The sequence below is a fragment of the Kordiimonas sp. UBA4487 genome, from assembly GCF_002389025.1.
Taxonomy (GTDB): Bacteria; Pseudomonadota; Alphaproteobacteria; order Sphingomonadales; family Kordiimonadaceae; genus Kordiimonas; species Kordiimonas lacus.
In genome coordinates, this window is sequence record NZ_DGNR01000012.1 from 142,745 (window position 1) to 168,612 (window position 25,868).

General features: G+C 56.3%; 21 protein-coding genes. 18 read left to right on the plus strand and 3 right to left on the minus strand.

The annotated features are described in order from the left end of the window. Positions 1–151: 151 nt before the first annotated feature. The 14 genes from B3Z17_RS10140 (at position 152) to B3Z17_RS10205 (ending at position 16,473) form a co-directional block, all read left to right on the plus strand. Positions 152–1,960 (plus strand): DUF885 domain-containing protein, encoded by a 1,809-nt coding sequence (locus B3Z17_RS10140; protein ID WP_286829701.1) that lies wholly within the window; start codon positions 152–154, stop codon positions 1,958–1,960. A 168-nt stretch (positions 1,961–2,128) separates the two neighbouring features. After that, a complete protein-coding gene (locus B3Z17_RS10145) occupies positions 2,129–3,934 on the plus strand; it encodes an ATP-binding protein (protein ID WP_286829702.1) in 1,806 nt (601 codons plus the stop codon). Next, positions 3,931–5,706: a hybrid sensor histidine kinase/response regulator gene (locus B3Z17_RS10150; protein ID WP_286829703.1), complete on the plus strand. Its 1,776-nt coding sequence runs from the start codon at positions 3,931–3,933 to the stop codon at positions 5,704–5,706. The genes B3Z17_RS10145 and B3Z17_RS10150 overlap by 4 nt, the downstream gene beginning before the upstream one ends. A gap of 83 nt (positions 5,707–5,789) precedes the next feature. Next, positions 5,790–7,535 (plus strand): ATP-binding protein, encoded by a 1,746-nt coding sequence (locus B3Z17_RS10155; protein WP_286829704.1) that lies wholly within the window; start codon positions 5,790–5,792, stop codon positions 7,533–7,535. Between the two features lie 220 nt (positions 7,536–7,755). Continuing rightward, positions 7,756–9,144, plus strand: coding sequence for a signal recognition particle protein (ffh, locus tag B3Z17_RS10160; RefSeq protein ID WP_286829705.1), 1,389 nt, complete (start codon positions 7,756–7,758; stop codon positions 9,142–9,144). Positions 9,145–9,211: 67 nt separating this feature from the next. After that, on the plus strand, positions 9,212–9,658 hold the full coding sequence (gene rpsP / locus B3Z17_RS19630; protein ID WP_068304402.1) for a 30S ribosomal protein S16: 447 nt from the start codon (positions 9,212–9,214) through the stop codon (positions 9,656–9,658). A gap of 117 nt (positions 9,659–9,775) precedes the next feature. Continuing rightward, a complete protein-coding gene (locus tag B3Z17_RS10170) occupies positions 9,776–10,234 on the plus strand; it encodes a cell wall hydrolase (protein WP_286829706.1) in 459 nt (152 codons plus the stop codon). Positions 10,235–10,309: 75 nt separating this feature from the next. Further along, on the plus strand, positions 10,310–10,912 hold the full coding sequence (gene rimM, locus B3Z17_RS10175; RefSeq protein ID WP_286829707.1) for a ribosome maturation factor RimM: 603 nt from the start codon (positions 10,310–10,312) through the stop codon (positions 10,910–10,912). Then, positions 10,912–11,631, plus strand: coding sequence for a tRNA (guanosine(37)-N1)-methyltransferase TrmD (trmD, locus tag B3Z17_RS10180; protein ID WP_414672772.1), 720 nt, complete (start codon positions 10,912–10,914; stop codon positions 11,629–11,631). The genes rimM and trmD overlap by 1 nt, the downstream gene beginning before the upstream one ends. A 6-nt stretch (positions 11,632–11,637) precedes the next feature. Then, on the plus strand, positions 11,638–12,021 hold the full coding sequence (rplS, locus tag B3Z17_RS10185) for a 50S ribosomal protein L19 (protein ID WP_068304395.1): 384 nt from the start codon (positions 11,638–11,640) through the stop codon (positions 12,019–12,021). A 179-nt stretch (positions 12,022–12,200) separates the two neighbouring features. After that, positions 12,201–13,613, plus strand: coding sequence for a 3-isopropylmalate dehydratase large subunit (gene leuC, locus B3Z17_RS10190; RefSeq protein ID WP_414672773.1), 1,413 nt, complete (start codon positions 12,201–12,203; stop codon positions 13,611–13,613). 15 nt (positions 13,614–13,628) lie between these two features. Then, positions 13,629–14,234, plus strand: coding sequence for a 3-isopropylmalate dehydratase small subunit (leuD, locus tag B3Z17_RS10195; RefSeq protein WP_286829710.1), 606 nt, complete (start codon positions 13,629–13,631; stop codon positions 14,232–14,234). A gap of 19 nt (positions 14,235–14,253) precedes the next feature. After that, positions 14,254–15,336 carry a 3-isopropylmalate dehydrogenase gene (gene leuB, locus B3Z17_RS10200; protein ID WP_286829711.1) on the plus strand — a complete coding sequence of 361 codons (1,083 nt, stop codon included), beginning with the start codon at positions 14,254–14,256 and terminating at the stop codon, positions 15,334–15,336. A gap of 114 nt (positions 15,337–15,450) precedes the next feature. Further along, positions 15,451–16,473 carry an aspartate-semialdehyde dehydrogenase gene (locus tag B3Z17_RS10205; RefSeq protein WP_286829712.1) on the plus strand — a complete coding sequence of 341 codons (1,023 nt, stop codon included), beginning with the start codon at positions 15,451–15,453 and terminating at the stop codon, positions 16,471–16,473. 68 nt (positions 16,474–16,541) lie between these two features. On the opposite strand, the gene B3Z17_RS10210 is transcribed toward B3Z17_RS10205, so the two are convergent. Beyond that, positions 16,542–17,783: a GAF domain-containing sensor histidine kinase gene (locus B3Z17_RS10210; RefSeq protein ID WP_286829713.1), complete on the minus strand. Its 1,242-nt coding sequence runs from the start codon at positions 17,781–17,783 to the stop codon at positions 16,542–16,544. A gap of 217 nt (positions 17,784–18,000) precedes the next feature. Here B3Z17_RS10210 and B3Z17_RS10215 point away from each other — a divergent pair, with 217 nt between their 5' ends. Beyond that, on the plus strand, positions 18,001–19,827 hold the full coding sequence (locus tag B3Z17_RS10215; protein ID WP_286829714.1) for a M2 family metallopeptidase: 1,827 nt from the start codon (positions 18,001–18,003) through the stop codon (positions 19,825–19,827). A 62-nt stretch (positions 19,828–19,889) separates the two neighbouring features. Continuing rightward, positions 19,890–20,753 (plus strand): HpcH/HpaI aldolase/citrate lyase family protein, encoded by an 864-nt coding sequence (locus B3Z17_RS10220; protein ID WP_286829715.1) that lies wholly within the window; start codon positions 19,890–19,892, stop codon positions 20,751–20,753. Positions 20,754–20,767: 14 nt separating this feature from the next. On the opposite strand, the gene B3Z17_RS10225 is transcribed toward B3Z17_RS10220, so the two are convergent. Together B3Z17_RS10225 and B3Z17_RS10230 are read right to left on the minus strand one after the other, a co-directional pair. After that, positions 20,768–22,678, minus strand: a complete 1,911-nt coding sequence (locus B3Z17_RS10225; protein WP_286829716.1) for an alpha/beta hydrolase family protein — start codon at positions 22,676–22,678, stop codon at positions 20,768–20,770. A 99-nt stretch (positions 22,679–22,777) separates the two neighbouring features. Next, complete coding sequence (locus B3Z17_RS10230; protein ID WP_286829717.1) at positions 22,778–24,742, minus strand: alpha/beta hydrolase family protein; 1,965 nt, start codon at positions 24,740–24,742, stop codon at positions 22,778–22,780. A 340-nt stretch (positions 24,743–25,082) separates the two neighbouring features. Between B3Z17_RS10230 and sdhC the strand changes: the two genes are divergently transcribed. Both sdhC and sdhD read left to right on the plus strand, forming a co-directional pair. Next, complete coding sequence (gene sdhC, locus B3Z17_RS10235) at positions 25,083–25,478, plus strand: succinate dehydrogenase, cytochrome b556 subunit (protein WP_068304375.1); 396 nt, start codon at positions 25,083–25,085, stop codon at positions 25,476–25,478. Between the two features lie 3 nt (positions 25,479–25,481). Further along, positions 25,482–25,865 carry a succinate dehydrogenase, hydrophobic membrane anchor protein gene (gene sdhD, locus B3Z17_RS10240; RefSeq protein WP_286829718.1) on the plus strand — a complete coding sequence of 128 codons (384 nt, stop codon included), beginning with the start codon at positions 25,482–25,484 and terminating at the stop codon, positions 25,863–25,865. Positions 25,866–25,868: the final 3 nt, after the last annotated feature.

Consider the following 25,868-nt stretch of genomic DNA (forward strand, 5'->3'; position numbering starts at 1 on the left):
CTCCCGTTTCCCTTGTCTAAATTCAATATCGACTCGGGTGGTGGCTGTGAAGGCTTTATTGCGGATTGGCTGAAAATCTGCAGAAAAGAACCGACTTGAGACTTTTCAGGATTGGGCTATTCTGCGGTCATAAAACAACAGGGAGGATACCATGTCCGTCAAAAAATTATTGGGCGGCATTGCGACAGTCGCGGTGCTCGTGGGGGGCGTTTATGTCTCTAAACTAGTCTGGTTCAAGCCGTTCAGCTTCGATCATTTCCAGACTCGTGTGATCGTTCAGGAGGGTCTCGATAGCCCGCAAACCATGAGCTCGCTTCGCATGCTGGAGCCATGGGGCATCACTGGCCATAATGCCGAACTGGATGATCTGTCGCTGGCGCACGACGAAGTGCAGCGCGCACGGACCCAGGAAAACTACGAAATTCTGATGTCATACGATGACGACGGCCTCGATGCCGACCAACGCCTGAACAAGAGGCTGATGGCTTATGGGCTGAAGGAAGACCTGGAGCACCCGGAGTATGACTATTATAACTACCCGCTGACCCAGCTTTATGGCTGGCACAACAATTTCCCGGCCTTCATGACCGGCACCCACTCAATTCAGGATCTGGAAGAAGCGGACTATTATGTGGCGCGCCTGCGTGCGGCCCGTACCCAGTTTGACCAGATGATGGAGCAGCTGAAGAAGCGCGAAGAACTGGGCATCATTCCGCCAACCTTCATTCTGGAAAAAGTGGAAGCGCAGCTTAATCCTTTCGTCAAGGACGACCCAAAGGAAAATGCGCTTTATGCCGGGGTCAAAGACAAGATTGACGCGCTCGACGCCGACCAGGCCGAAAAAGACCGTGTGCTGGCGGAAATCGAAGCTGCGATCACCGACGTGATCAACCCGATCTGGGCTGATATGCAGACCTATGTGGCTGCGCTGAAGACGAAATCAAACAATGATGCCGGTGCCTGGAAATTCCCGGACGGTGAGCGTTTCTACCAGACCCGGTTGAAGCATTTCACTACCACTGACATGACGGCAGAAGAAATTCACCAGCTTGGCCTCAGTGAAGTGGACCGTATCCAGACCCAGATGCTGTCGATCTTTGCGGAAATGGGCTACGATACATCCATCCCGTTTGCCGATCTGATCAATGGATACGCTGATGAGCCGCGGCACTATTACCCTGATACACCCGAGGGCCGTGAGCAGATCCTGAAAGATTACGCCGCCCTGATCGAGGAAATTGATGCGGGCATCGCAGACCAGTTCAACATGAAACCGAAAGCGCCGGTTGAAGTAGTGCGGGTGCCTGAATTCATGGAGCAGGGTGCGCCTGGCGGATACTATAATTCGCCAGCCATGGATGGCAGCCGTCCTGGCCAGTTTTATGCCAACCTGTATGACATCAAGGGCACGCCCATATACGGCATGCGCGCGCTGACCTACCATGAAGCCGTGCCGGGCCACCATTACCAGATCGCGCTGCAGCAGGAGCAGGAAGACTTGCCAATGTTCCGCAAATTTGCGGGCTATGGCGCCTATATTGAAGGCTGGGCGCTTTATGCCGAACGCGTGGGTTGGGAACTTGGTTTCATGAAAACCAATGACGACAAGATTGGTGCGCTGCAGTCTGAACTGTTCCGGGCGGTGCGTCTGGTAGTCGACACCGGTATCCACGCCAAGAAATGGACCCGCGAGCAGGCGATTGACTATATGGCGTCCAATACCGGCATGGCCATGTCTGACGTGGTGACCGAGATCGAGCGCTACATCGTTTGGCCGGGCCAGGCTACCGGTTACAAGGTTGGCCAGTTGACGATGCTGCGGCTGCGCGACAAGGCAAGAGAGGCATTGGGCGAAAAGTTCGACATCAAAGCCTTCCATGACCTGGTGCTGAATGGCGGTGCAATGCCGCTCACGATCCTTGAGGATCAGGTGGACGCCTTCATCGCCGCCAACTCATAAGGCTTGAGCAGCGATAATTGTTTTGAAGGGCGGGTTTACCCGCCCTTTATCTTTTAGGAAATATAGTGCAGGCTTCGACCGCGATCTGGGGGCGGGCCTGCTTTTGGGAAGGGCAGGTTAGTATGGGAAGAGGTTGCGCCACAGGTGGTGTTGACGAAGAACGATAAAATGTCGCGGAAATCCAGCCGGGCGCGCCAGGTCCGCCAGGCTCTGGATGGCATCTATCTTGGCCAGTTGCCAACGATCACCCTGGTTATGGCGCTCTATTACCTGTTCACGGGTATTTCCCATGTCTTGGTACTTTCTGCGGACGTCCGCCTGCCGCTTGCATCTCTGTCTTTCGCCGCGTCCATGATCAGCATCATAACCTGGATATTGCTGCGGCTTCAGAAGATTCCGGAGCGGTTCAGCCACGCAGCCTTCTTGCCGTCAGCATTTGCGGTCATCTTGCTGGTTTATCTTCATGTGGAGATGACAGGGGATATCCTGCAGCTGACTAACGCCGTGCTGATTTTGCTGGCTTTCGGGTTCATTACGCTGCTGCCCAGCGTCTATATCGGCCTTGTGGCTGTCAGCTCTTTTTTCTTTGTCGGGTGCCTCTATTCGCTTGGCGGGCCGCTTACGATCCACATCGCGTTCATGGGGGTGGCCAGCCTGGTGCTCAGCGGCCTATGTTTTGTCCAGCGCTACCGAACCCTGTCGAACGTGGAACGGTTGTTGATATCCAACAGGTCCAAGTCTCATGCGCTGGCCCAGAAGGCCCGTGAGGCCCGGGCACTCCTCAAGGAGGCGGAGCAGGCTGCAGAGGAGGCCCGTCGGGCCAATGAGGCCAAAGGCATGTTCCTGGCCAACACCAGCCATGAGCTCAGAACCCCGCTGACCGGGGTTCTGGGCATGATGCGCCTCCTTGGCGATACGCGGCTGACAGGCGAGCAGCAGGAATTCCTGAAAGCGGCCCAGTTCAGCGCCAACACCCTGTTGACCCTGATCAACGATATCCTTGATCTGGCGCGGATGGAGGAAGGCAAGCTCAGGCTGACAGAGCAGGCCTTTCGGGCTGACGAGATTGCGAGCCAGGTTGTTGATTTGCTCAGGCCAACCGCCGAAGAAAAAGGCCTCAAGCTGACGTTCCATGACGCTGCGTCGGCCTGTCCCCCTACCATGGGGGACAGTGTTCGTATTGGCCAGATCCTGTTCAACCTGGTGGGCAATGCCATCAAATTTACCGATGCAGGCAAGGTGGATGTGAGCATACGCCTGGGCTCACAGGCTGAGGGCCGACAGCCTATGACGTTTGAGGTGGTCGATACCGGGATCGGATTTTCCAGTGAGGAAATGGAGCGCCTGTTCGCCAGATTTGAGCAGGCAGACGGGTCGGCGGTGAAGAAACAGGGCGGTGCGGGCCTCGGGCTGTCGATATGCCGCGAACTGGCGCGTCTCATGGACGGACACCTGTATGCCGAAGCTGCGGAAGGCCAGGGCGCGCGCTTTGTTTTCGAGGTTCAGCTGCCCCTGGCTACCAATGCTGAATTGGCGGCGAGCCAGGAAGATCAGGCTGGTAAAGCGCCAGAAGTCCTGCCGGAAAAGCTTTCGGTTCTTGTGGCCGAAGACAACAATGTGAACCGTTTGCTGATCGGGAAGCTCTTGGCCAAACTGAACTGGACCCTGCAGTTCGCCGAAGACGGCAACCAGGCTCTGGAAGCAGCGCTGGGTCAGGATTTCGATTTGATCCTGATGGATGTCCGTATGCCGGGCCTGGACGGGACAGAGGCAACCAAGGCCATTCGGACATCGGATGGGAAGCGGGGGCAGGTTCCGATTATTGCCCTGACAGCTAATACAATGGCCGAGGATGTTGCGGCATATCAGCAGGCTGGCATGGACGCCGTTGTGGGCAAGCCAATCCAGCTTGATGACCTGAAAGCCGCAGTGCAAACTGTACTTACCGAGCGCAGGGAGCACACAAGCGTATGACCCATGAGGCTGCGGATACAGACGTGAAACCGTCCGATGAGCATGGCATTGCAGCAGTGCCGGACCTGCTGGCGATAGAACTCAACAAGATTTCCCAGCGGTATCTGGGCGCGATGGCCGTTGTGCTGAGCGTTTTCTACAGCCTGCGTGGTACAGCCTTTCTTATAGACTCAAAGGGTGGGGACCCGGTTGTGCTTGCGGTTCCTGCATTCCTGACGGCTTTTTATGGGATATGGATTTCCCGGAAGGCCCAGGCGCAGCAATTGGGGCGCAAGGCAGTAGAGGTCAATTTTTTCGTTATCTGCCTGGCTTTGATCGGGAATACAGCACTCGCCTATATTGAGGGGTTCAATGCTGAAATCACGCCCAATATGGCATTTGTACTGGTTGCTGCAGGCCTGGGCACGATTTCCGTCTGGAACTGGCTTGCGCAGGTGGCTTTTGTGGTTGCCGGTTATGGTGCAGTGCTGGCGACGATCGGGCCACCTGACGACAAACCTTTCCTGTTTTATTTGCTGACGGGTGGCGCGCTCTCTTTTCTGGCGTTCAAAGCCCGCCTCTCTGTCATCCGGGATCGGATGGACCTGGAGGTTGAACTTATCGACAAGGCGCAGAAGCTTGAGGCTGCAAACAAGGCCAAGGACCGCTTCATGGCTAACGTGACCCATGATTTGCGCACGCCGATGACCGGCGTTCTGGGCATGATGGACCTGTTGCGCGACACAAAGCTGACCAAGGAACAGGCCCGCCTGCTTGAAACCGCCAAAACCAGCGCGGGATACCTGCTGGCGATCATCAATGACATCCTGGATTATTCGAAACTGGAATCCGGCAAGTTCGAGCTGAAGCCGGCGCCCATGGACGCCGTTGCCATCACGCAGGATGTGGTGGAAATGCTGCGCTCTCAGGCGCAGGCGAAGGACATTGCCCTTACGCTCAATCTGCCAGATGAAGACCTCATTGTGGTGAACGGCGATGGCGTGCGTATTGGTCAGGTACTGTTTAACCTGGTGGGCAACGCCATCAAGTTTACCGAAAAGGGCGGGGTGACGGTGACGATGCAGCTCCATACCCACCAGGATCGGCTGTCCATTGAATGGATCGTGTCCGACACGGGCGCGGGCATTCCGCAAGACCGCATCACCAAGCTGTTTGACCGGTTCGAACAGCTGGATGCTTCCAGTACCCGCCAGCAACAGCAGGGCACAGGCCTTGGCCTTGCCATCATCAAGGAGCTGCTGGCCCTGATGGGTGGACATGTGGAGGTCGCAAGTGTCGTGGGTGAGGGGACAGAGTTCAGTTTCACCGTGCCGCTGGAGCGCCTGGGTGCAGATCAGCTGAAAGCGGCGCCTGCAGTCGCAGTACCGGAAGCCGTCTTGTCCCTGCCGCTTCGGATTCTTGTGGCCGAGGATAATAAGGTCAACCAGGCCTTGATTGAACGGCTTCTGGTAAAGCAGGGCTGGACGGTGCAGATGGTGGAAAACGGTGAAACGGCCGTGGCGGCCGCCACCAAGACAGACAAGCCCTATGATTTGATTTTGATGGACGTTCAGATGCCGGTGATGAATGGCCTGACGGCCACCCGTATCATCAAGGAAAAGATGGTCAGTCCGCCCCCCGTGATCGCGCTGACAGCCAACACCATGAAGGAAGATGTGGCCCGGTATCTGGAGGCCGGCATGGACGCCCATGTGGGCAAGCCGATCAATATGGAAGAACTCAGGTCAGCCATCGCGAAAATACTGATGGCCCGACACAACCCGCCTGAGTAGGCCTGGCCCGGCGCCAGCTTGCAAGTTGCCGGTATGTGTGGGTAAATGCCTGAATCATAATTTTGGGGTTGGGGACGGAACCTGTGAGCGAAAAAGAGCCACCAGGCGGCATAGGGGTGGACCAGCATTACACGGCTGAAGCAGTTCAGGCGGAGATGAATGTCATCGCCCAGAATTACCTCAAGATGTTGGGGCTTACCCTGGCGCTTTATTACGGCCTGCGGTCAGTCGGTTATTTCCTGAAGTTTCCCCCTGAAATTGTACCCTATCTGGCTGCTATTTCCATTCCTTCTGCCCTGATCGGAATTGGGGTTTTCCTATACTGCAGGATACGCCAGTTGCCGCAGGTCAAGATCGAGCTGACCACGTTTTTTCTGGGCTGCCTGGTGATCCTGAATGTCTTCGGGAACATGTATCTTACCGGCAACAAGAACCAGTTTTTCAGTGCCGGGCTGGCGATCATCGTTTTCGGTATCAGCACAACCCAGCTCCGTGTCTGGTTTGCGCTGGTGCTTTTGTGTGTTGCCACTTTCATCGTGGCCGCGGCCAACATGCCGGTGCTGGGCGTTGAAGTGATTTCGCTGCTGATTGGGTGCCTGCTGATCTCCATCGCGGCTTTCTTCACCCGCGCGCCTGCTATCCGTAAAAGGGTGGAACTCCAGCTGCAGCTTGAGGACAAGGCCGACTCCCTTGAGGGCGCCTTGAAGGCGAAAGACCGCTTTCTGGCCAATATGTCCCATGAACTCAGGACCCCCATGACAGGGGTGCTTGGCATGATGGACCTGCTGCGAAGTACAGAGCTGAATTCAGAGCAGGACCAGCTGCTGAAAACCGCCAAGACCAGCGCAGGCTATCTGCTGGCCATTATCAACGATATCCTGGACTATTCGAAACTTGAATCCGGTAAGTTTGAACTGAATGTTGGCCCGATGGATGCGCTGGCGATGACTCGCGATGTGGCGGGCATGCTGCGCAGTCAGGCGGAGGCAAAGGGCATATCGGTCACTGTTCATACGCCTGCAGCAGGGGACCTGTGGGTGTTGGGGGACAGTGTTCGACTGGGGCAGATTTTGTTCAATCTTCTGGGCAATGCCATCAAGTTTACCGAAAAGGGCGGTGCCGATATCTATCTGGATGCCGAAGAAGAAGGCGACGCCGTGCGCCTGACCTGGCGGGTCTGTGACAGCGGTGCCGGCATCCCCAAAGACCGCATCGACACCCTGTTCGAGCGATTCGAGCAATTGGGGGACGATACGACCCGCGCCCAGACCGGCACGGGCCTCGGGCTTGCCATTATCAAAGAACTTGTGGCCCTGATGGAGGGTGATATCAGTGTCGAAAGCACCGTGGGTGAAGGGTCAGAGTTCCGGGTTGCGGTGACGCTGCCCAAATCCCAGAAAGTGCTGCGTGAGGCCTCTGTGCAGGCCGCCAGCGAAAGTATGGCGGCTGTTGGCCACCTGAAGGTACTGGTGGCGGAAGATAACCTGGTCAATCAGGTGCTGATCCGCAAGCTGATGACGGCCAAAGGCTGGGAGGTGATGGTTGTCGCGAACGGTGAGGCTGCTGTGGAAGCGGCCTTGGCGGAAAAGCCCGGATTCGACCTGGTGCTGATGGACGTGCGCATGCCGGTGATGGACGGCCCGACCGCTACGAAGGTCATCAAGGAAAAGATGAAATCGCCACCCCCGATCATTGCGCTTACAGCCAACACGCTCACGCCGGATGTGGAAAGCTATCTGGCGGCGGGCATGGATGCCCACGTGGGCAAGCCCATCGTGATCGAGGAACTGATGGAAACCATCCAGTCACTGCTCAAGTCGGGCCGCTGAAAACGCCGCGGCGCATGCCCTGTTTTACTTGACTCCTTGCCCCCTTCTTCCTATGTAAGGCGCGCTTCCCACAGGAAGAGACATTGCCGCAGCGCCTACGAAGACCCGAGCTTTGGGGTGCCCACCAGTCAGCGAGTTTCGCCCACTGGTGCGATTGGCATTTGGCTAAGTCCTTGTTGGGTAATTTGAATTTAGAACCGTTGCAAAGGTGGTTTTGCATATGTTTGATAGCCTGTCTGACCGGCTGAGTGGTATTTTTGATGGACTGAAGCGCCGTGGTGCGCTGAAGGAATCGGACGTTACCGAAGCGCTTCGGGAAGTGCGTGTTGCGCTTCTGGAGGCCGACGTTGCGTTGCCGGTCGTCAAGGATTTCGTCAGCCGGGTGAAAGAAAAGGCTATCGGCCAGCAGGTGCTGAAGTCGGTCACACCGGGCCAGCAGGTTGTCAAGATCGTCAATGACGAACTTGTTGCCATGCTCGGCAGTGAGACCAGCGCCATCAACACCGCGGGTGTGCCGCCTGTGGCGATCCTGATGGTGGGCCTGCAGGGCTCCGGTAAAACCACGACGACGGCGAAGATCGCGAAGCGCCTGACGGAAAAAGAGAACAAGAAGGTTCTCATGGCGTCACTCGACGTTCGCCGCCCGGCCGCCCAGGAGCAGTTGAAGATTCTTGGTGAGCAGATCGGCGTCAAGACGCTGCCGATCATCGAGGGCCAGATGCCGGTGGAGATCACCCGCCGTGCCATGGACGCCGCGAAGCTGCAGGGTTTTGACGTTGTGATGCTGGATACCGCCGGCCGCCTGCACATCGACCAGAGCCTGATGGCCGAGGTTGTGGCAGTGCGCAACACGGCGATGCCGCTTGAGACGCTTCTGGTGGCGGACAGCCTGACGGGTCAGGACGCCGTCAATGTGGCGAAAGAATTTGATGCGCAGGTCGGGATTACCGGCGTGGCGCTCACGCGTATGGATGGTGACGGCCGTGGCGGTGCGGCGCTTTCCATGCGGGCTGTTACAGGCAAGCCGATCAAGCTTGCGGGTACCGGCGAAAAGATGGATGCGCTTGAGGATTTCCATCCCGAGCGTGTGGCAAGCCGGATCCTCGGCATGGGCGACGTTGTCAGCCTCGTGGAAAAAGCAGCCGAAACCATTGAAAAAGAAGACGCTGAAAAGATGGCCAAGAAAATGGCCAAAGGCGAATTCGACCTTGATGACCTGCGCACCCAGCTTCAGCAGATGGCGAAGATGGGCGGCATGAAGGGCGTGCTTGGCATGCTGCCCGGTATGGGCAAGCTGAAGGGCGCCATGAATGCCGGCATGGACGACAAGGTGTTCAAGCGTCAGGAAGCGATCATTTCTTCCATGACGCAGAAGGAGCGCAAACAACCGAAAATGATCAACGCTAGCCGCAAGAAGCGGATCGCGGCGGGGTCAGGCACCAGCGTGCCAGAGGTGAACAAGCTCCTGAAAATGCATATGCAGATGGCCAAAATGATGAAGAAAATGTCCGCTATGGGCAAAAAGGGCCGTATGCCAATGATGCCAGGTGGAATGGGCGGCGGTATGCCCGGTGGCCTCCCACCAGGATTTGACAAACTGTTCTCGTAAGGGAACGCACTGAAACTTGAGAATACTCCCGGACCAAGGTTGGCCGGGGATCTGAAAGGAAAATAAAATGGCACTTGCAATTCGTCTGGCCCGTGGTGGCGCGAAGAAACGTCCTTACTACCGCATCGTTGTGGCTGACAGCCGCTCCCGTCGCGATGGTAAATTCATCGAGAAAATCGGTTCCTACAACCCAATGCTCGCGAAAGACGACGAGAACCGCGTTCAAATCGACCTCGACCGCGTAAAAGAGTGGATGGGCAAAGGCGCGAAGCCTTCTGACCGTGTTGCTCGCTTCCTTGAAGCCGCTGGCGCTGTTGAGAAAACTGTTCGCAACAACCCGAACAAAGGTAAGCCAGGCCAGAAAGCTCTCGAGCTGATCGAAGAGAAAAAAGCCAAAGCTGAAGCTGCTGCTGAAGCCGCCAAGGAAGCTGAAGAAGCTGCGAAAGCCGCTGCTGCTGCGCCTGCAGAAGAAGCCCCAGCTGAAGAAGCTTCTGAAGAAGCTGCTGCTGAGTAAGCTTTGCTGTTATCCAATTAAAGACGGCGCGTCGGGCAACCAGCGCGCCGTTTTTTATCAGATGAAATTTTGGCAGACCCACCCCACATATAAAATATGGATGGGATGCGGTTTAGCATGAAACTCAAACTGACGGCGATTGGCGTATTGCTTTTGGCCATCACCAGTGCGTGGTTTTACTGGAAGCATAATGTCGAATGGGCGGCGCGTGTGGCGTGGGGCGAAGCGCGCGGCGAGCCTGATGACGGAATGCATGCTGTCCTGAATGTCATGATGAACCGCAAGCGGGACCCACGCTTCCCGAACAGCTTGTCAGGTGTGGCACTGCAGCCCTACCAGTTTACGGCCTATAATAGGGATGATCCCAATCGGCAGAAGCTTGATGCTGTAGCTGAGGACGACCCCAGTTTTCAGCGGGCTAAATGGCTGGCGACCTTCGCGCAGATGGGGCTTCTTTGGGATATTACGGACGGTGCCACCTATTATCACAGCATCGGAATCGAACGTCCGGATTTCCTTTCAGATGCCGAAGTCAGCGCCATCATCGGCAATCATATCTTCTATGTGGCGGACTAAAGAGCGCAGAATTCTTGACTCTTCCCCCGCCGCACCATAGACACGCGGCTGACTTTTATTGTCAGGACCATAGACATGGCTAACGCATCGGAAGAACACCGCCAGCGCGGCATTGAAGACGGTTGGATCTGCGTGGGTGCCTTTGCGGGCGCGCACGGGGTTCGGGGCGACGTGCGCCTGAAGTCTTTCACCGATGTGCCGAATGCCCTGTTCGCCTATCCATCCCTTCACAAGGGGGCGAATGGCCCGGCGCTGAAGGTCAAGCTGCTCCGCGACGCTCCTGACGGTTTCATCGTGCGGGTTGACGGCGTTATGAACCGCGAAGACGCGCAGGCGCTGAAGGGCACCCGGCTTTATGTCTCCCGCGAGGCGCTTGAGGCCGAAGACGAAGATGAGTTCTATCTGGCTGACCTGATCGGGCTTGAAGCCCGCGATGCGTCGGGTGCTGTACTTGGCATCGTGCGCGCAGTTGAGAATTTCGGGGCCGAAGACCTCTTGGAACTGGTGCTGACAAAACCCCTCAAGGGCCTTGGCCGCCACGCCTTCATTCCGTTCCGCAAGGCCTATGTGCCGGTGGTGGATATCCGTGGCGGATTCGTCGAAATCGCCTTTGATGACTGGGTCGAAACCCACATCAGCGAACGCGACCCAGACGACACGGAAGAGGGCGCGAAATGATGGACCCGCTCTTTACCGCCCAGATATTGACCATCTTCCCGGATATGTTCCCGGGATGCCTTGGCCAGTCGCTCGCAGGAAAAGGCCTGAATGAGGGCAAATGGGCGCTAAAAACGCTGGACATCCGCGATTTTTCGAGCGATAAGCACCGCTCGGTGGACGATACCCCCGCGGGCGGTGGCCCGGGGATGGTGATGCGCGCCGATATTTTGGGCAAGGCAATTGATGTCGCGAGAGCGGATGCCAAGCCCGAATGGCCCCTGGTTTACATGAGCCCACGCGGCAAGCGCTTCGACCAATCGGAAGCGCAGCGCTGGCAGGAAGCAGGGGGTGTCACGCTACTGTGTGGTCGCTTCGAAGGCGTTGATGAACGCGTTCTTGAAGCCCGGGGCGTGGAAGAAGTGAGCGTTGGGGATTTTATCCTTTCGGGTGGTGAGCCCGCGGCGCTTGTGATGCTGGATGCGGTGGTTCGTCTGCTGCCGGGCATCATGGGCAAGACCGAGACGCTCGATGAAGAGAGCTTCGAAAGCGGGTTACTTGAGTATCCGCAATATACCAGGCCTCAGGTCTGGGAAGGTCGGGAAATTCCCGAGGTGCTCACAAGTGGGCACCACAAACGCGTCGCCCAGTGGCGCCGTGAAAAAGCAGAAGAGTTGACCCGTTTACGCCGGCCGGATCTCTGGTCGACCTATGAGCAGGCAAGTAAGAAAAAAGGTTGAAGACCGATGAATATTATTCAGAAGCTCGAGCAAGAGCAGATCGAAAAGCTGACCGAAGGTAAGGAAATCCCAACTTTCGGTGCTGGTGACACCCTGCGTGTTAACGTGAAGGTTCGCGAAGGCGAGCGTGAGCGTATCCAGGCTTATGAAGGCGTATGTATTGCGCGCTCCAACAAAGGTGTGAGCTCCAACTTCACCGTTCGTAAGATTTCTTACGGCGAAGGCGTTGAGCGTGTATTCCCGCTCTATGGTCCGGTTGTTGACAGCATCACTGTTGTTCGTCGCGGTAAAGTACGTCGTGCGAAGCTCTACTACCTGCGTGGCCGTACTGGTAAGTCTGCTCGGATCGCCGAGAAGAAAGACTTCAATCGCGGCAAGAACGCGAAATAATATTTCAAACTTTCGGCACTTTGCTTATTATTTGTTGCGAAGCGCTGAGGGTGGATATAAAGAACGGGGGCGGGACGCAGGTCTGGCCCCCGTTTTTCATTTTGGCCGGTTTGAAATTGCTGGCGCCGATGGCTGAAAAGGCTTTGCGCGCGAAGGGCTTCCACACCGGCAGGTACTGACTGGAGTTTGAGATGCCAAAAACGATGTATGATAAGATTTGGGACCATCATGTTGTGGAAGACCGCGGCAACGGTGTGGCCCTTCTATATATCGACCGGCATCTTGTGCATGAAGTGACCAGCCCCCAAGCGTTTGATGGCCTGCGCGCGGCGGGCCGCCCGGTACACCGGGTGGACAGCATCATCGCGGTGCCGGACCATAACGTACCGACGAAAGACCGTGACAAGCCGAACCCGGACCCCATGTCCACAGCCCAGCTGACGGCGCTTGAACAGAACGCCAAGGAATTCGGCCTCGATTATATCGACATGACCGACGACCGGCAGGGCATCGTGCATGTGGTGGGCCCCGAGCAGGGCTTTACCCAGCCAGGCGTGACGCTGGTGTGCGGCGACAGCCATACCTCCACCCACGGGGCGTTTGGCGCGCTGGCGTTCGGAATCGGCACAAGTGAGGTCGAGCATGTGCTGGCAACCCAGACGCTTGAGCTGAAGAAATCAAAGAATATGCGGGTGACGGTCACGGGCGAGCTGCCGAAGGGCTGTTCCGCCAAGGACGTCACGATGGCCATCATCGGCGCCATCGGCACCGGCGGCGGCACGGCGCATGTGATCGAGTACGCAGGCCCCGTGATCGGGGCGCTGAGTATGGAAGGACGGATGACGCTCTGTAACATGTCGATCGAGGCGGGCGCGCGCGCCGGGCTCGTGGCGCCGGACGAGAAGACATTCAACTACTTGAAGGGCCGCCCCTATGCGCCGAAAGGCGGTCAGTGGGAAGCGGCCGTGAATTTCTGGAAGTCGCTGAAGTCTGACGAGGGCGCGCATTTCGACAAGGAAATCACCATCGACGGCAGCGCCATCGTGCCGCTGGTGACTTGGGGCACCAGCCCCGAGGATGTAGTGCCGGTGACAGCGAATGTGCCCGGTCCGGATGATTTCAAAGACCCCGCCAAGCGCGAGGCGGTCGAAAAGGCGCTGGATTATATGGGCTACCCGGCTGGCACGCCGATGACCGGCTTCAAGATCGACCGGGTGTTCATCGGCAGCTGCACCAACAGCCGGATCGAGGACATGCGCGAGGCAGCCTCCATCATCAAGGGCCGCAAGGTTGCCGACCATATCATTGAGGCCATGATCGTGCCGGGCTCCGGTCTTGTGAAGCTGCAGGCCGAAGAAGAGGGCTTGGACAAGATTTTCACCGAGGCGGGCTTTGAGTGGCGTGACCCGGGATGTTCCATGTGCCTGGCCATGAACCCTGACAAGGCAGGCCCGGGCGAGCATGTGGCCTCAACCAGCAACCGGAATTTCGTTGGCCGCCAGGGCCCAGGCGCGCGCACGCATCTGGTGAGCCCCGCGATGGCGGCGGCGGCCGCGATCGCCGGCCACTTTGTTGACGTCAGAAACTTTTAAGCGAGGAGAAGACCCGTGGAAAAATTCGTCAGCGTCACCTCCATCGCCACGCCGTTCCCGCGCGTGAATGTGGACACCGACATCATCATCCCGGCCAAGCATCTGAAATCGATCAAGCGCACCGGCTTTGGCGAGCATGCGTTCGAGACCGTGCGCTATAACGCCGACGGCAGCCGGATCGAAGACAATGTCTTTGATGGGCCCAAATACAAAGGTGCCAAAATCCTTATCGTAGGCGATAACTTCGGTTGTGGTTCCAGCCGCGAGCATGCGCCGTGGGCGATTGCGGAGCTTGGTTACCGCTGCATCATCGCCCCAAGCTTCGCCGACATCTTCGCGGGTAACTGCGTCAAGAACGGCATCCTGACCGTGGCGCTCAGCCAGGACGAAGTGGATGCGCTGGTGCTGGCCGCAGAAGCCGGGCACGAGATTCATGTGAACCTGAATGACCAGACGGTCACGTGCCAGAACGCGAAATATGAGTTCGACTTCAACCCGGCGCACAAGGAAATGCTGCTCAATGGCCTCGATGAGATCGGCCAGACGCTGCAGGCCGCCAGCGTGATCAAGGGCTATGAAGACAAGCAAAAACTGATGACCCCGTGGCTGTTCCGCGGCTGATAAAGACGAGAGTTTGGATATGACCACACATAAAGTGATGCTCCTGCCGGGTGACGGCATCGGCCCTGAAATCATGGCAGAAGTGCGCCGCGTTATGGGCTGGATTGAAGGCGCTTATGGGGTGTCTTTTGATGTTTCCGAAGGCCTGATTGGCGGTTGCTCCTATGAAGAATTCGGCCATCCGCTGACAGACGACACATTGGCGCAGGCGAAAGCCTCCGACGCCATCGTCATGGGCTGTGTGGGCGGCCCGCAGTGGGACGGTAAGACAGACTATGACAAGCGCCCGGAAGCGGGGTTGTTACGGCTCCGTAAGGATCTCGATCTGTTCGCGAACCTCAGGCCCGCCATGTGCTTTGACGCGCTTGCGGATGCCTCCAGCCTGAAGCGCGAATATGTTGCCGGCCTTGATATCCTGTTCGTGCGCGAACTGGCGGGCGGCGTGTATTTCGGTGAGCCGCGCGGCATTGAAGACCTGCCCGGAGGCGGACGTGTGGGCATCAACACCCAGCGCTATACGGACCAGGAGATCATCCGCATCGCCCGCGTGGCGTTCGAGATGGCGCGCAAGCGGAACGGCCTTGTGCACTCAGCGGAAAAAGCCAATGTGATGGAATCGGGCCTTCTGTGGCGCGAGGAAGTGACCAAACTTCACGCGGCGGAATATTCGGATGTGAAGCTGGAGCATATCCTGGCCGATAACTGCGCCATGCAGTTGGTGAAGAACCCCAAACAGTTCGATGTGATCCTGACAGACAACCTGTTTGGTGACCTGCTTTCTGACGCCGCAGCGATGCTGACAGGCTCCCTGGGCATGCTCCCAAGCGCGAGCCTCGGCTCTGGCGGGCCCGGCCTTTATGAGCCCGTGCATGGCTCCGCACCCGATATCGCAGGGCAGGGCATCGCCAACCCGATTGCGGCGATCCTGTCGTTTGCCATGGCGCTTCGCTATTCGTTGGATATGGGTGACGCGGCCGATCAGGTTGAAGCCGCTGTGTCGAAGGCGCTGGATAGTGCCCGCACGGGTGACATCTGGGCCGACGGTTTTGAGAAAGTCGGCACCACTGGTATGGGTGACGCCATTTTGAAAACACTTGGCTGAAACGCCCCTAAAGCGTAGAAATACTAACTATTTGCGCAAATACTTCGTGTTTGCTTTTTTGAGTGGAGCAGTGTGAATAGACGCTCCAATTTTTGCACCCCATAGGAGATTAAGATGGGTTTTCGTGTCGCTGTTGTAGGTGCGACTGGTAATGTCGGTCGCGAAATGCTGAATATTCTGAATGAGCGGGAGTTTCCTGCCACAGAAATTATTGCGATTGCATCCCGAAAATCCATGGGCCAGAAGGTGGATTACGGCAATAAGGAACTCACCATTCAGGCGCTTGATACGTTCGATTTCACGGGCGTTAATATCGCGCTGTTTGCTGCTGGTTCCGGTGTGTCGAAAGAGTATGGCCCCAAGGCTGCCGATGCTGGCGCCATGGTGATCGACAACTCGTCCTTCTACCGCATGGACCCGGACGTGCCGCTTGTGGTGCCGGAAGTGAACCCGCATCACCTCCTGAAGATCAAGAAGAACATCATCGCCAACCCGAACTGCTCGACCGCGCAGATGCTGGTGGCCCTGAAGCCGCTGCATGACGCCGCCGTGATCAAGCGCGTTGTAGTGTCGACTTACCAGTCTGTGTCCGGTGCCGGTAACGCCGCGATGGATGAGCTTTTCAGCCAGACTCGCGCGATCTTTGTGAATGACCCGATCAAACCGGAGAATTTCACCAAGCAGATCGCCTTCAACGTGATCCCGCACATCGATGTCTTCATGGATGACGGCTACACGAAAGAAGAGTGGAAGATGGTGGCCGAGACGCACAAGATGCTGGACCCGGACATCAAGCTGACGGCCACATGCGTGCGCGTGCCTGTGTTCGTGGGCCACGCGGAATCGATCAACATTGAGTTCAAGAAGGAAATCACCGAAAAGCAAGCACGTGCCCTGCTGCGCGAAGCGCCGGGCTGCCTTGTGATCGACAAGCGCGAAGACGGCGGCTACATCACGCCACAAGAATGTGTGGGTGATTTCGCCACCTTCATCAGCCGTATCCGCGAAGACAAGACGGTCAAGAACGGCCTGAACATCTGGGTGGTTTCCGATAACCTCCGGAAGGGCGCGGCGCTGAACGCGATCCAAATTGCGGAATCGCTCCTCAATCAGGGCATCCTGAAAGCTGCTGCGTAAGCTGTTTTCGAAAGCGTGAGACATTCAAAATGCCGGGGCGATTGCTCCGGCATTTTTGCATTCAGGCCTTAGATAAAGCCGTCGTCGTCATCGATTACCAGATCGGGCGGGAACACCAGATGCGCCTTGGTGCCCTTGCCAACTTCACTCTCTATCTCCAGCCGGGCCTTCTGGCGGTCCATCAAAACCATGGTGGTGGGAATGCCAAGCCCTGAGCCTTCCTGATGCATGTCATAGGCATTCTTGAAGTTGGTCAGCGGTTCACACGCCTTGGTCAGTATGTCATCTGTCATGCCGATGCCGGTATCGATTACGCTCAGGACAGCGCTGCCGTCTTCGCGCTTTGTCACTTCAATCGCCACATGCCCGATGCTGGTGTATTTCACCGCGTTCGTCAGCATATTCATCAGGGCCTTCTTGGTATGGCCTGCATCGCCCTTCACATACAGCGGTTCGGTCCGGGTGGCGGCCAGGATCTTCAGATGCTTTTGCGCAGCCTGGTGCTGGATCATGCGGTTGCCGGTGCGCGCCAGGTCGGTCAGGTCGAACTTCTCTGATTTTGCCGTTTCATCGGAAATTTCGAGCATCGCAAGGGACATGATATCGCTGATCAGCGTCAGCAACCCTTCACCAGATGCACAAATTTCTGCCGCATATTCCTGAACCTGGGGGCCTTCGATCTGCCTGTCGCGAATAAGCGATGCATAGCCAATGATGGCGCTCAGGGGTGTTCTCAGTTCGTGGGTGATGTTGGCCATGAACATGGACTTGGAATAGTTCAACAGCAGCGACTGGCTTAGCGTTTCGCGCATGGTGTCCAGAGCCTTATGGTGCTGCAGTTCCACCTGTGTGCGGCATTGTGCGGCGCGGAGGCAGTCGAAAAGCTGGCTGTCCTCAAGCTTCATGCGGCTTTCAGCCACGACTGCGCCAATGGCGGTTCCCTGGTCGTCGAACAGCGGGAATCCCACATAGGCTTCTATCTGCTCTTTCTTCAGGAAGCTGTCTTTAGGGTAGTGGGCCTGTACCGTGGCCTCATGGAGACAGAAGTCCTTATTGACGGTTTCAAGGCAGGGGGTGTCATTGATGGGCCAACTCTGGAAGTCCATATGGGCACCGTCCCAGTAAAGCGAGACAGTTTTCATCTCTTCTCTGTCATCGGACAGCAGCCCGACATAGGCGATGTCCGCGCCCATGTCCTCACACAGCAGTTTGGTCAGGGCATTAAAATAGGCTTTGCCGACAAGACTGGCGATCTTGTCCAGCACAGATTGCCCTTGGGGCGGTGTTGATTTATTGGCCTTGTCGGTCATACGGTTTCCATCTGACCCCCGTCATGGCGGGCAGGCACGGCCCTTGCGGACAACCTTTCTCAAAACAGGTGCCTGCAGCCTCCTGATCATATCGTGAAGATGGTTAATGAATCGTCAGTGATTGTATCCAATCGTGTTGACTTATCGGGGACGATTTGTAAGACCGATATGGCTGGATCGGTGTGGGGACTCCGATAAGGCCTTGAAAGGGGATATCATGGCACAGTTTAAATCAGGACTATCAACCATCGCGCTGATGTCGGCGATGGCACTTGGGCTTGCGGCATGTGGCGATACAACCACTGAAAAAGAAAAAGCACCAACCGCAGAAGACGCGGCAGCCTTCATGGCAGATGCCGAGAAACAGCTTTTTGATGAAAGCGTCAGCCTCAGCCGCAAGGCATGGGTGCAGGCAAACTTCATCACTGTGGACACGAACGCCATTGTCGCGGAAGCGGACGAAGCCTTCACCCTTCTGGGTGTGAAGCTGGCGAACGAGACCAAACGGTTTGAGAATGTGGAGCTGCCCGCAGAGCTGCGCCGCAAAATGAACATCCTGAAGGGTGGGCTGACCCTGCCGGCACCGGATGATGCTGCGAAGACGGCTGAGCTTGCCAAGATCAAGGCGAACCTTGATGCCACATACGGCACCGGCAAGGTCGAGATGGAAGGCCAGACACTGTCGCTGGGCGGTGTGTCAGACATCATCGCGTCCGACCGCACGCCGGAGCGTCTGCTGGCGGCTTGGGACGGCTGGCACAAGATATCGAAGCCGATGAAAGGTGACTACGCCCGCATGGTGGATATCGCCAATGAAGGCGCGCGTGAGCTTGGGTACAAGGACGTGGGCGCCATGTGGCGCTCCGGCTATGACATGGACCCGGACGAATTCGCCACCATGGTTGACGGCCTTTGGGCTGAAGTGAAGCCGCTCTATGATGCGCTCCATTGCCAGGTGCGAGCGAAATTGTCTGATTTCTATGGTGACCGTGTCGTGTCAGATACCGGCCCGATCCCGGCACACCTGTTGGGCAATATGTGGGCGCAGGAATGGGGCAACATCAATGATGTGGTCCAGCCTGACGCGGCCGCGGGCGGCAGCCTGGATGTGACCAGCCTGCTGGTTGAAAAAGGCTATGACGCGAAGAAAATGGTGAAAACGGCTGAAGGCTTCTTCACCTCGCTTGGTTTTGAGCCACTGCCGGATACCTTCTGGGACCGGTCGTTGTTCGTCAAACCGGCGGACCGTGAAGTGCAGTGCCACGCTTCCGCGTGGGACATCGACAATAAAGACGACGTGCGTATCAAGATGTGCACCAAGGTGAATGCGGAAGATTTTGTTACCGTGCACCATGAGCTTGGTCACAACTTCTACCAGCGCGCCTACAAGAACCAGGACACGCTGCACCTGAATGGCGCCAATGACGGCTTCCATGAAGCCATCGGTGATATGGTTGCACTGTCGATGACGCCAGATTACCTGAAGCAGATCGGCCTGATCGACGAAGTGCCGGAAAGCACAGACCCGGTACCGGCGCTGATGCGCCAGGCGCTTGATAAAGTTGCCTTCCTGCCGTTTGGCCTGATGGTGGATAAGTGGCGCTGGCAGGTCTTCTCGGGCGAGGTAACACCAGACCAGTATAACGACGCCTGGTGGAAGCTGCGTGAGGAATATCAGGGCCTGAAGGCACCGAACGACCGCCCGGCGGACGCGTTTGATCCGGGTGCGAAATACCACATCCCAGGCAATACGCCTTACATGCGCTATTTCCTTGCCCGCATCCTGCAGTTCCAGTTCTACAAGGCCGCTTGTGACCAGGCAGGCTGGACTGGCCCTCTGTACCAGTGCTCTATCTACGGCAACAAGGAAGTAGGCGAGAAGTTCAAGGCCATGATGGAAATGGGCGCCTCGAAGCCCTGGCCGGATGCGCTTGAAGCCTTCACCGGCAGCCGCGAGATGAGCGGTGAAGCGATCATCGCCTATTTCGAGCCGCTCAAAGCCTGGCTTGACGAGCAGAACAAAGACCGCACCTGCGGTTGGTAACACGCTGAACAAGGGGCCCGGTATGCTATCATGCCGGGCCTTTTGTATCCGGAGACCATGAAATGACCTTAGCCCGCCCCCGCAGAAGCATGCTTTTCATGCCCGCTTCAAATGCCCGTGCACTTGAGAAGGCCAAAGGCTTGCCTGCTGATGGGCTGATCTTTGACCTTGAAGACGCTGTGGCGCCGGAAGCCAAAGATGAGGCGCGCACACAGGCCGCAGCTGCTGTCGCGTCTGGTGACTATGGTGGGCGCGACCTGGTGGTGCGTATCAATGGGCTGGATACTGACTGGTGGCGCGATGACCTGAAGGCCGTGGTGCCCAACCATCCCTTTGCTGTTCTTATTCCTAAGGTAGAGGACCCGGAGGCCATCCATAAGGTGGAAGAAGAAATCACCTGGCACAGCGCCCATCCGGACATGGAAATCTGGGTCATGATCGAGACGCCGAAAGGCTTCCTGAATGCAGGCGCGATTGCTGCGGCCAGCGACCGGCTGACCACCTGGGTGGTGGGCACGAACGATCTGGCCAAAGACCTGCGCGCCAAACACACGAAGGACCGTCTGCCGGTGATCACGGCGCTCGGGCTGGCGCTGTTGCATGCGCGGGCGAACGGGCTGACGATCCTTGACAGTGTTTACAGTAATTTCCGTGACGCAGAGGGGTTCGCGTTCGAATGCCAGCAGGCAAAGGAACTGGGCTTTGACGGCAAGACGCTGATCCACCCCGCGCAAGTGGACGTGGCCAACAGCACCTTTGCACCAAGCGAAGACGAGCTGATCCTCGCGCGCCGTATGCTGGCCGCCTTTGATGAAGCAAAAGCTGAAGGCAAGGGTGTGGCCGTTCTGGACGGCAGGATGATCGAGGAACTGCACCTTGAAGAGGCTCGGCGCATGGTGGCGATGGCCGAAGCCATCGCCGGATAATTTGCGTCTCGGGCCTAGTTGGCCGCGACGCGCGTGTTCAGGTGCTTTTCAAGGAAGGTCAGTGATTCCACGAGGAAGGTTTCCCGTGCTTCGCGATTGACGAGCCAGTGGGTCCCTTTGGCTATCTTGACGAACTTGACGTCTTTCTTTTGGCTCCTGAGAGCATCATACATGCGGTCTGATTGATTCAACTGAACGCGCGCATCATCTTTGGCATGGATCAGCAGAACGGGTGTCTCAAACTTATCTGCCAGATGTTTTGGTGATACGCTCTCGGGCTCCCCTTCTTTCGGATGCATATCCTTGACCCATTCCAGATCTTCGCCGCCGATAAACTTGTATTGTTTGTCGCCGATGAAGAAGGGTAAATCGGCGACACCGTTACCGCTTACAGCGCAAGCATAGAGGTTCGGGTTCTGTGCGGCCCCAATAAGGGCGGAGTAACCGCCATATGACAAGCCGAGGATACAGATGCGGTTTTTGTCCGCGATTCCTTCCTTGATCAGCCAGTGGGTGGCATCCGTAACATCACGCTGCATCACCCCACCCCACTCATGGTAACCCTTCGCTTCAAACGCCGGGCCATAGCCGGTTGATCCTCGGAAATTTGGTTGGAAAACAGCAAATCCTCGGGCGGCTATTGCCTGCACAATATAGTTGTAATAAGCGTCACTGCGTGAACGGGGACCGCCGTGTGGCATGATGACCATAGGCAGGTTTTTGGCCTCCATACCGACAGGTATCGTAAGGTAGCCGGGAATTTCCAGCCCATCCTGTGCGGTGAAGCTGACGGAAGATATTTTTGCGAGTGTTGTTGGATCAAGTTCTGGGTGTTTTGCTGTAACTTGGCTGAGCTTCTTTTCGGCCAGATCAAAATGATAGTAAACGCCAGGTTCTTGATCACTTCTGGACAGGATCAGATATGCTTTCTTATCGAGCGCTTTTCCCACGATCAGATTGTTTCTATCGGGAATCGCACGATTAATGAAGGCATGAAACTTTTTGTAATAGTCATCCCAATAGAAAATTTCACTGTGATCAAGTGTGTATGAGACGCCGATTGGACGCCGCGTGTTCGGGGCCACGACGAGGTCGTCAACATCCACCTTTGGATGAGAATAGATCTCTTCCAAAACCTTGCCGGAGTGTATATCAACCTTGAATAGACCTAGGGTTCCATGTTGGCTGGGGCCCCGGCCATAGGCAAACTGGGGATCGTCGAAGAAGCCCAGGATACCAAACCCTTTGTTGGCCCATTCGTGGTTTGAGACATTTTGCCATTCCCCATCAGGCATCCGATAGTAGGGTACAGTTTCGCCGTCCTTTTCTGCGATGCCATATCGGGCCTCATTTTGTTGGTCGAGGTGCCAGGCATATATATCCATCAGGGAGTACTGGACCACTTTATGGTTGCCTGTTGCCAGGTCAAATTCCACGACGTCTTCACCATAGGGCGCCAATATGTGGTTCGGATCATCCGGCAACAGATCGTAGTAGCCATATCCTGACTGTTTCAGAACTTGGAAATTCTGACCGTCTCGGCGAATGGCGGCCAGCATGTATTTTTCCCGCTTCGACCGGACATAGCTTCTGTCGATCTGTGTCTGAGAGTACCCGATTAGCAGGAAACCGTTGCTAGCCCAGCGAAACCAGTCGATGTCCGCGTTCTTGTGAAAGGGAACAGCCACCTGGCTACCGCCAAGCCGGTGCTGTATCATCAGAACTTTACGACCTTCAAAAGGTGTCAGGTAGGCGATGAATGCGCCGTTTGGCGACATTTGAAGCTGATCAAACGCCGGCAGCTGCGCAAACTTTTCTGCAGTTGCAGCCACTGAAGTTTGTTGTGCATGCACGGTTGCTGTCGAGGCAGCCAGCAACAGAGCCGCAGCCAAGCCACCCAACAGGCGGCGCAATGAGATTTTCATGAAGTCCCCCAAAGACCAGTTGATAAACCAAAGGTTAGCTATAGCGGCCTTTTATGTTGACGGCAACGGCCCGAGGCACCAATTTCGTCCATCAGACACTTAATCATTGCCGATATGCGCTTTCAGGAATTTTTCCGTCTCAGATAGAAGGGTTGCCCGTGATGCTGCGGTTACCATGTAATGGTCACCGCTTTCGATTTTCACGTACCGGGTTTCCTTGCCCAATTTTTCCAGTCGATCATGCAGTTTTGCCGATTGGTCATAAGGGACCCGACGGTCATCACGTGATGCCATGATCAGGACGGGCGTGTTGATTTCTTCGGCGCGATCATAGGGCGAAATATCTTCGTCTCTCTTGCCTTCCAGGCCCCATTTTTTGCCCCAGGCCTTGCCGCCTATAAAGTTGCGGTCATTGGCTTTCATGGAAGGAATGTCAGTTACGCCGTTTACGGAAATGGCGCATTGATACAGGTCTGGCTCCTTGATTACCCCCATAAGTGACGCGTAGCCGCCATAAGATGCGCCCACGATGCAGATACGGTTCGGGTCGGCATACCCTTTTTCGACGATCCAGTGTGTGGCGTCTGTGACGTCATCTTGCATCAGGCCTCCCCATTGGTTTTCGCCGGCTTCCTGGAAAGCCGGCCCAAAGCCGGTTGAGCCACGGAAGTTTGGTTTGATGACCAGATAGCCCCGGTCTGCGAGGAACTGAGCCCAATAGTCCCAATCTGCGGTGTCACGGGCTTGCGGCCCGCCATGTGGAAGAACCACTGTCGGCATAGTCCTTGGCGTGTCGGTGTGGTGTGGAATTGTCAGATAAGCGGGAATGGTGCTGCCATCCCGAACAGGAATATCGACCCGGCGCGTTACTGCAGATTTCGTGACGTCGATATTGGGATAAGCGCTGGTGATAAAGTGCAGTTGGCCCTGGTCGCGGTCGAACAGATAATAAGCACCGGGAACTGTGTCTGAGGCGCTGTAGATTAGATACAGGCGCTTCTCTTTTGCCTGGCCGGCAATATAGTTGACGGTGTCTGGCAGGGCTTTGTTTATGCTACGTTTGATCAGTGCCAGGTCCTTGTCGAAATAGGTGATCCTGTAGTGATCGTCGACATAGGCCACGCCTGATACATGACCAGTGATCGGGTGTTCGGTGACACTGGAAATGTCATATTCAGGGTGTGAGAAGAGCTTTTCGATAATCTCGCCGGTTTCGACATCGATGGAAAACAGACCTTTGGTGCCGCTGTCTGTCTGGCCACTGACATAGATGATCTGGGGGTCTGGCGAGAAGCCTTCGAAATCATATTTCTTACCCCAGTCTGTCTTGTCCAGATTGATCCAGCCGTCCTTCTCTGTCTTGTAGATGGTGAACCATTCATCAGACCGGAAACCGATGCCAAGCCGGATTTCCGAATTATGGTCAGTGTGCCAGCTGTGGATATTGTTGCGCTCGCGTCTGACCGGTCTTCTGCTACCCGACCTTACGTTGACCCTGAAGACTTCACTTTCGCCGTTGAGGTCGAAATCCATCGCCATCAGGATATTGTCCGGATCTTCCCATAGGAAGTCGACAATACGTTCATGGAGAGAGACATGCTCGTTCCCAGACCTTGTGGCCCTCAAGCGTCGCTTCGGCTTGCCAAGCCACAAGAAATTATTGGTCTCCCGATCAAAGGAAAATATCCGGGTGTTGAAGGTCTGGTCGCGAAACTCGCTCCGGCGCATAAGGGCGCCTACCTTTACCAGCAAGACACGGTCGTTCGCCCAATAGAAACTTGATATTTCGGAATCTTCGGGTGCCGGGATAAGGCCGCGTTCCGAGCCATCCAGATTCTGAAAGATCACAGCCTTTCGGCCTTCATATTGGACGCTGTAGGCCACAGACCCGCCACCAGGCGATAGTTTGGCGCCAGAGAAATCTGGTAGCGTGGCGAAGGCTTCTATGGGTGTTTCGGCCGGTGCCTCGGCAAGCGCAGGAGAGACCATGGACATGCCGGCAGCGGCGAGACAGGTAATGGCTGTGGCGAACCATGCCCTGATCAGGCTTGAAGATGAAATCACGTTTTTCCCCAATAAAAGTGATCAAGTTGTATTTGGTACACCTACAAGTTAACAAGCGATGCTGGCTTCTTCAAGTCTTTGCGCGGGAAACCTGCTTTGGCATGTTTTTCACAATCAAGCTTCGCGCCGATCGTGATGACAGCGCTGGACGTGGGGGCGAGTCACCCTAGATATTGGCGTGAAACAGGAAAAATGTCCCTTATTTCCCAATTCCTTCCTTGCGAAACCCGGGGCTGGGGCGTTAAAAACAATGCCTGATTCTTTCGCAGTGCAGCATCCGGCACGTGCGAGGCTAACAAAGTTAATTCCGCCGGAATTAAACATGTCAGGGGATTTATTCATGGCGCAAGTGAAACGCCCGCTCTCTCCCCACCTGCAGGTGTACCGCTGGGGATGGCACATGGCAGCGTCCATTATCAACCGGGCAACCGGTGTGGCGCTTGCTTTTGGCTCTATCCTCCTTACCTGGTGGCTGGTGGCTATGGCGACAGGGCACGACTATTTCGATCAAGTACAGGGCTATGCAGGCTCCATCATCGGGCGTCTCGTCCTGTTTGGCATCACCTTCGCGCTGATGCAGCATCTGGCGGGCGGCATTCGCCACCTGTTCATGGACGCCGGCAAGCTTTATGAGCTGAAGGCCAATACCTCATCGGCGCGGCTGACCTTTGTGTTCTCGATTGTCATGACAATCGTGATCTGGGTCGCGGCCTACAAAGTAATGGGGGTGATGTAAGTCATGGCTGATATGAAAACACCACTTGCCAAAGTACACGGCCTGGGCTCTGCCAAGGACGGTACGCACCACTGGATGGTGCAGCGCATGACCGCGCTGGCCAACATTCCGCTGGTGATCTTCATGGTTGTCTCTTTCGTCGGTAACGCCGGCAAGGGACACGCTGAATGGGTGGCCTGGCTGAAACAGCCGCTGGTCTCCGTTCTGGTGATCCTGTTCGTGGCAAACTTCGTATACCACATGCGCCTCGGGCTGCAGGTGGTTGTCGAGGATTATGTCCACGACAAGGGCACCAAGATTGCGACCATGGTCCTGATCACTTTCGCCTGTGTGCTCATTGCGGCGCTCAGCATCTTCTCCGTTCTTCGTATAGCGTTTGGGGGATAAATC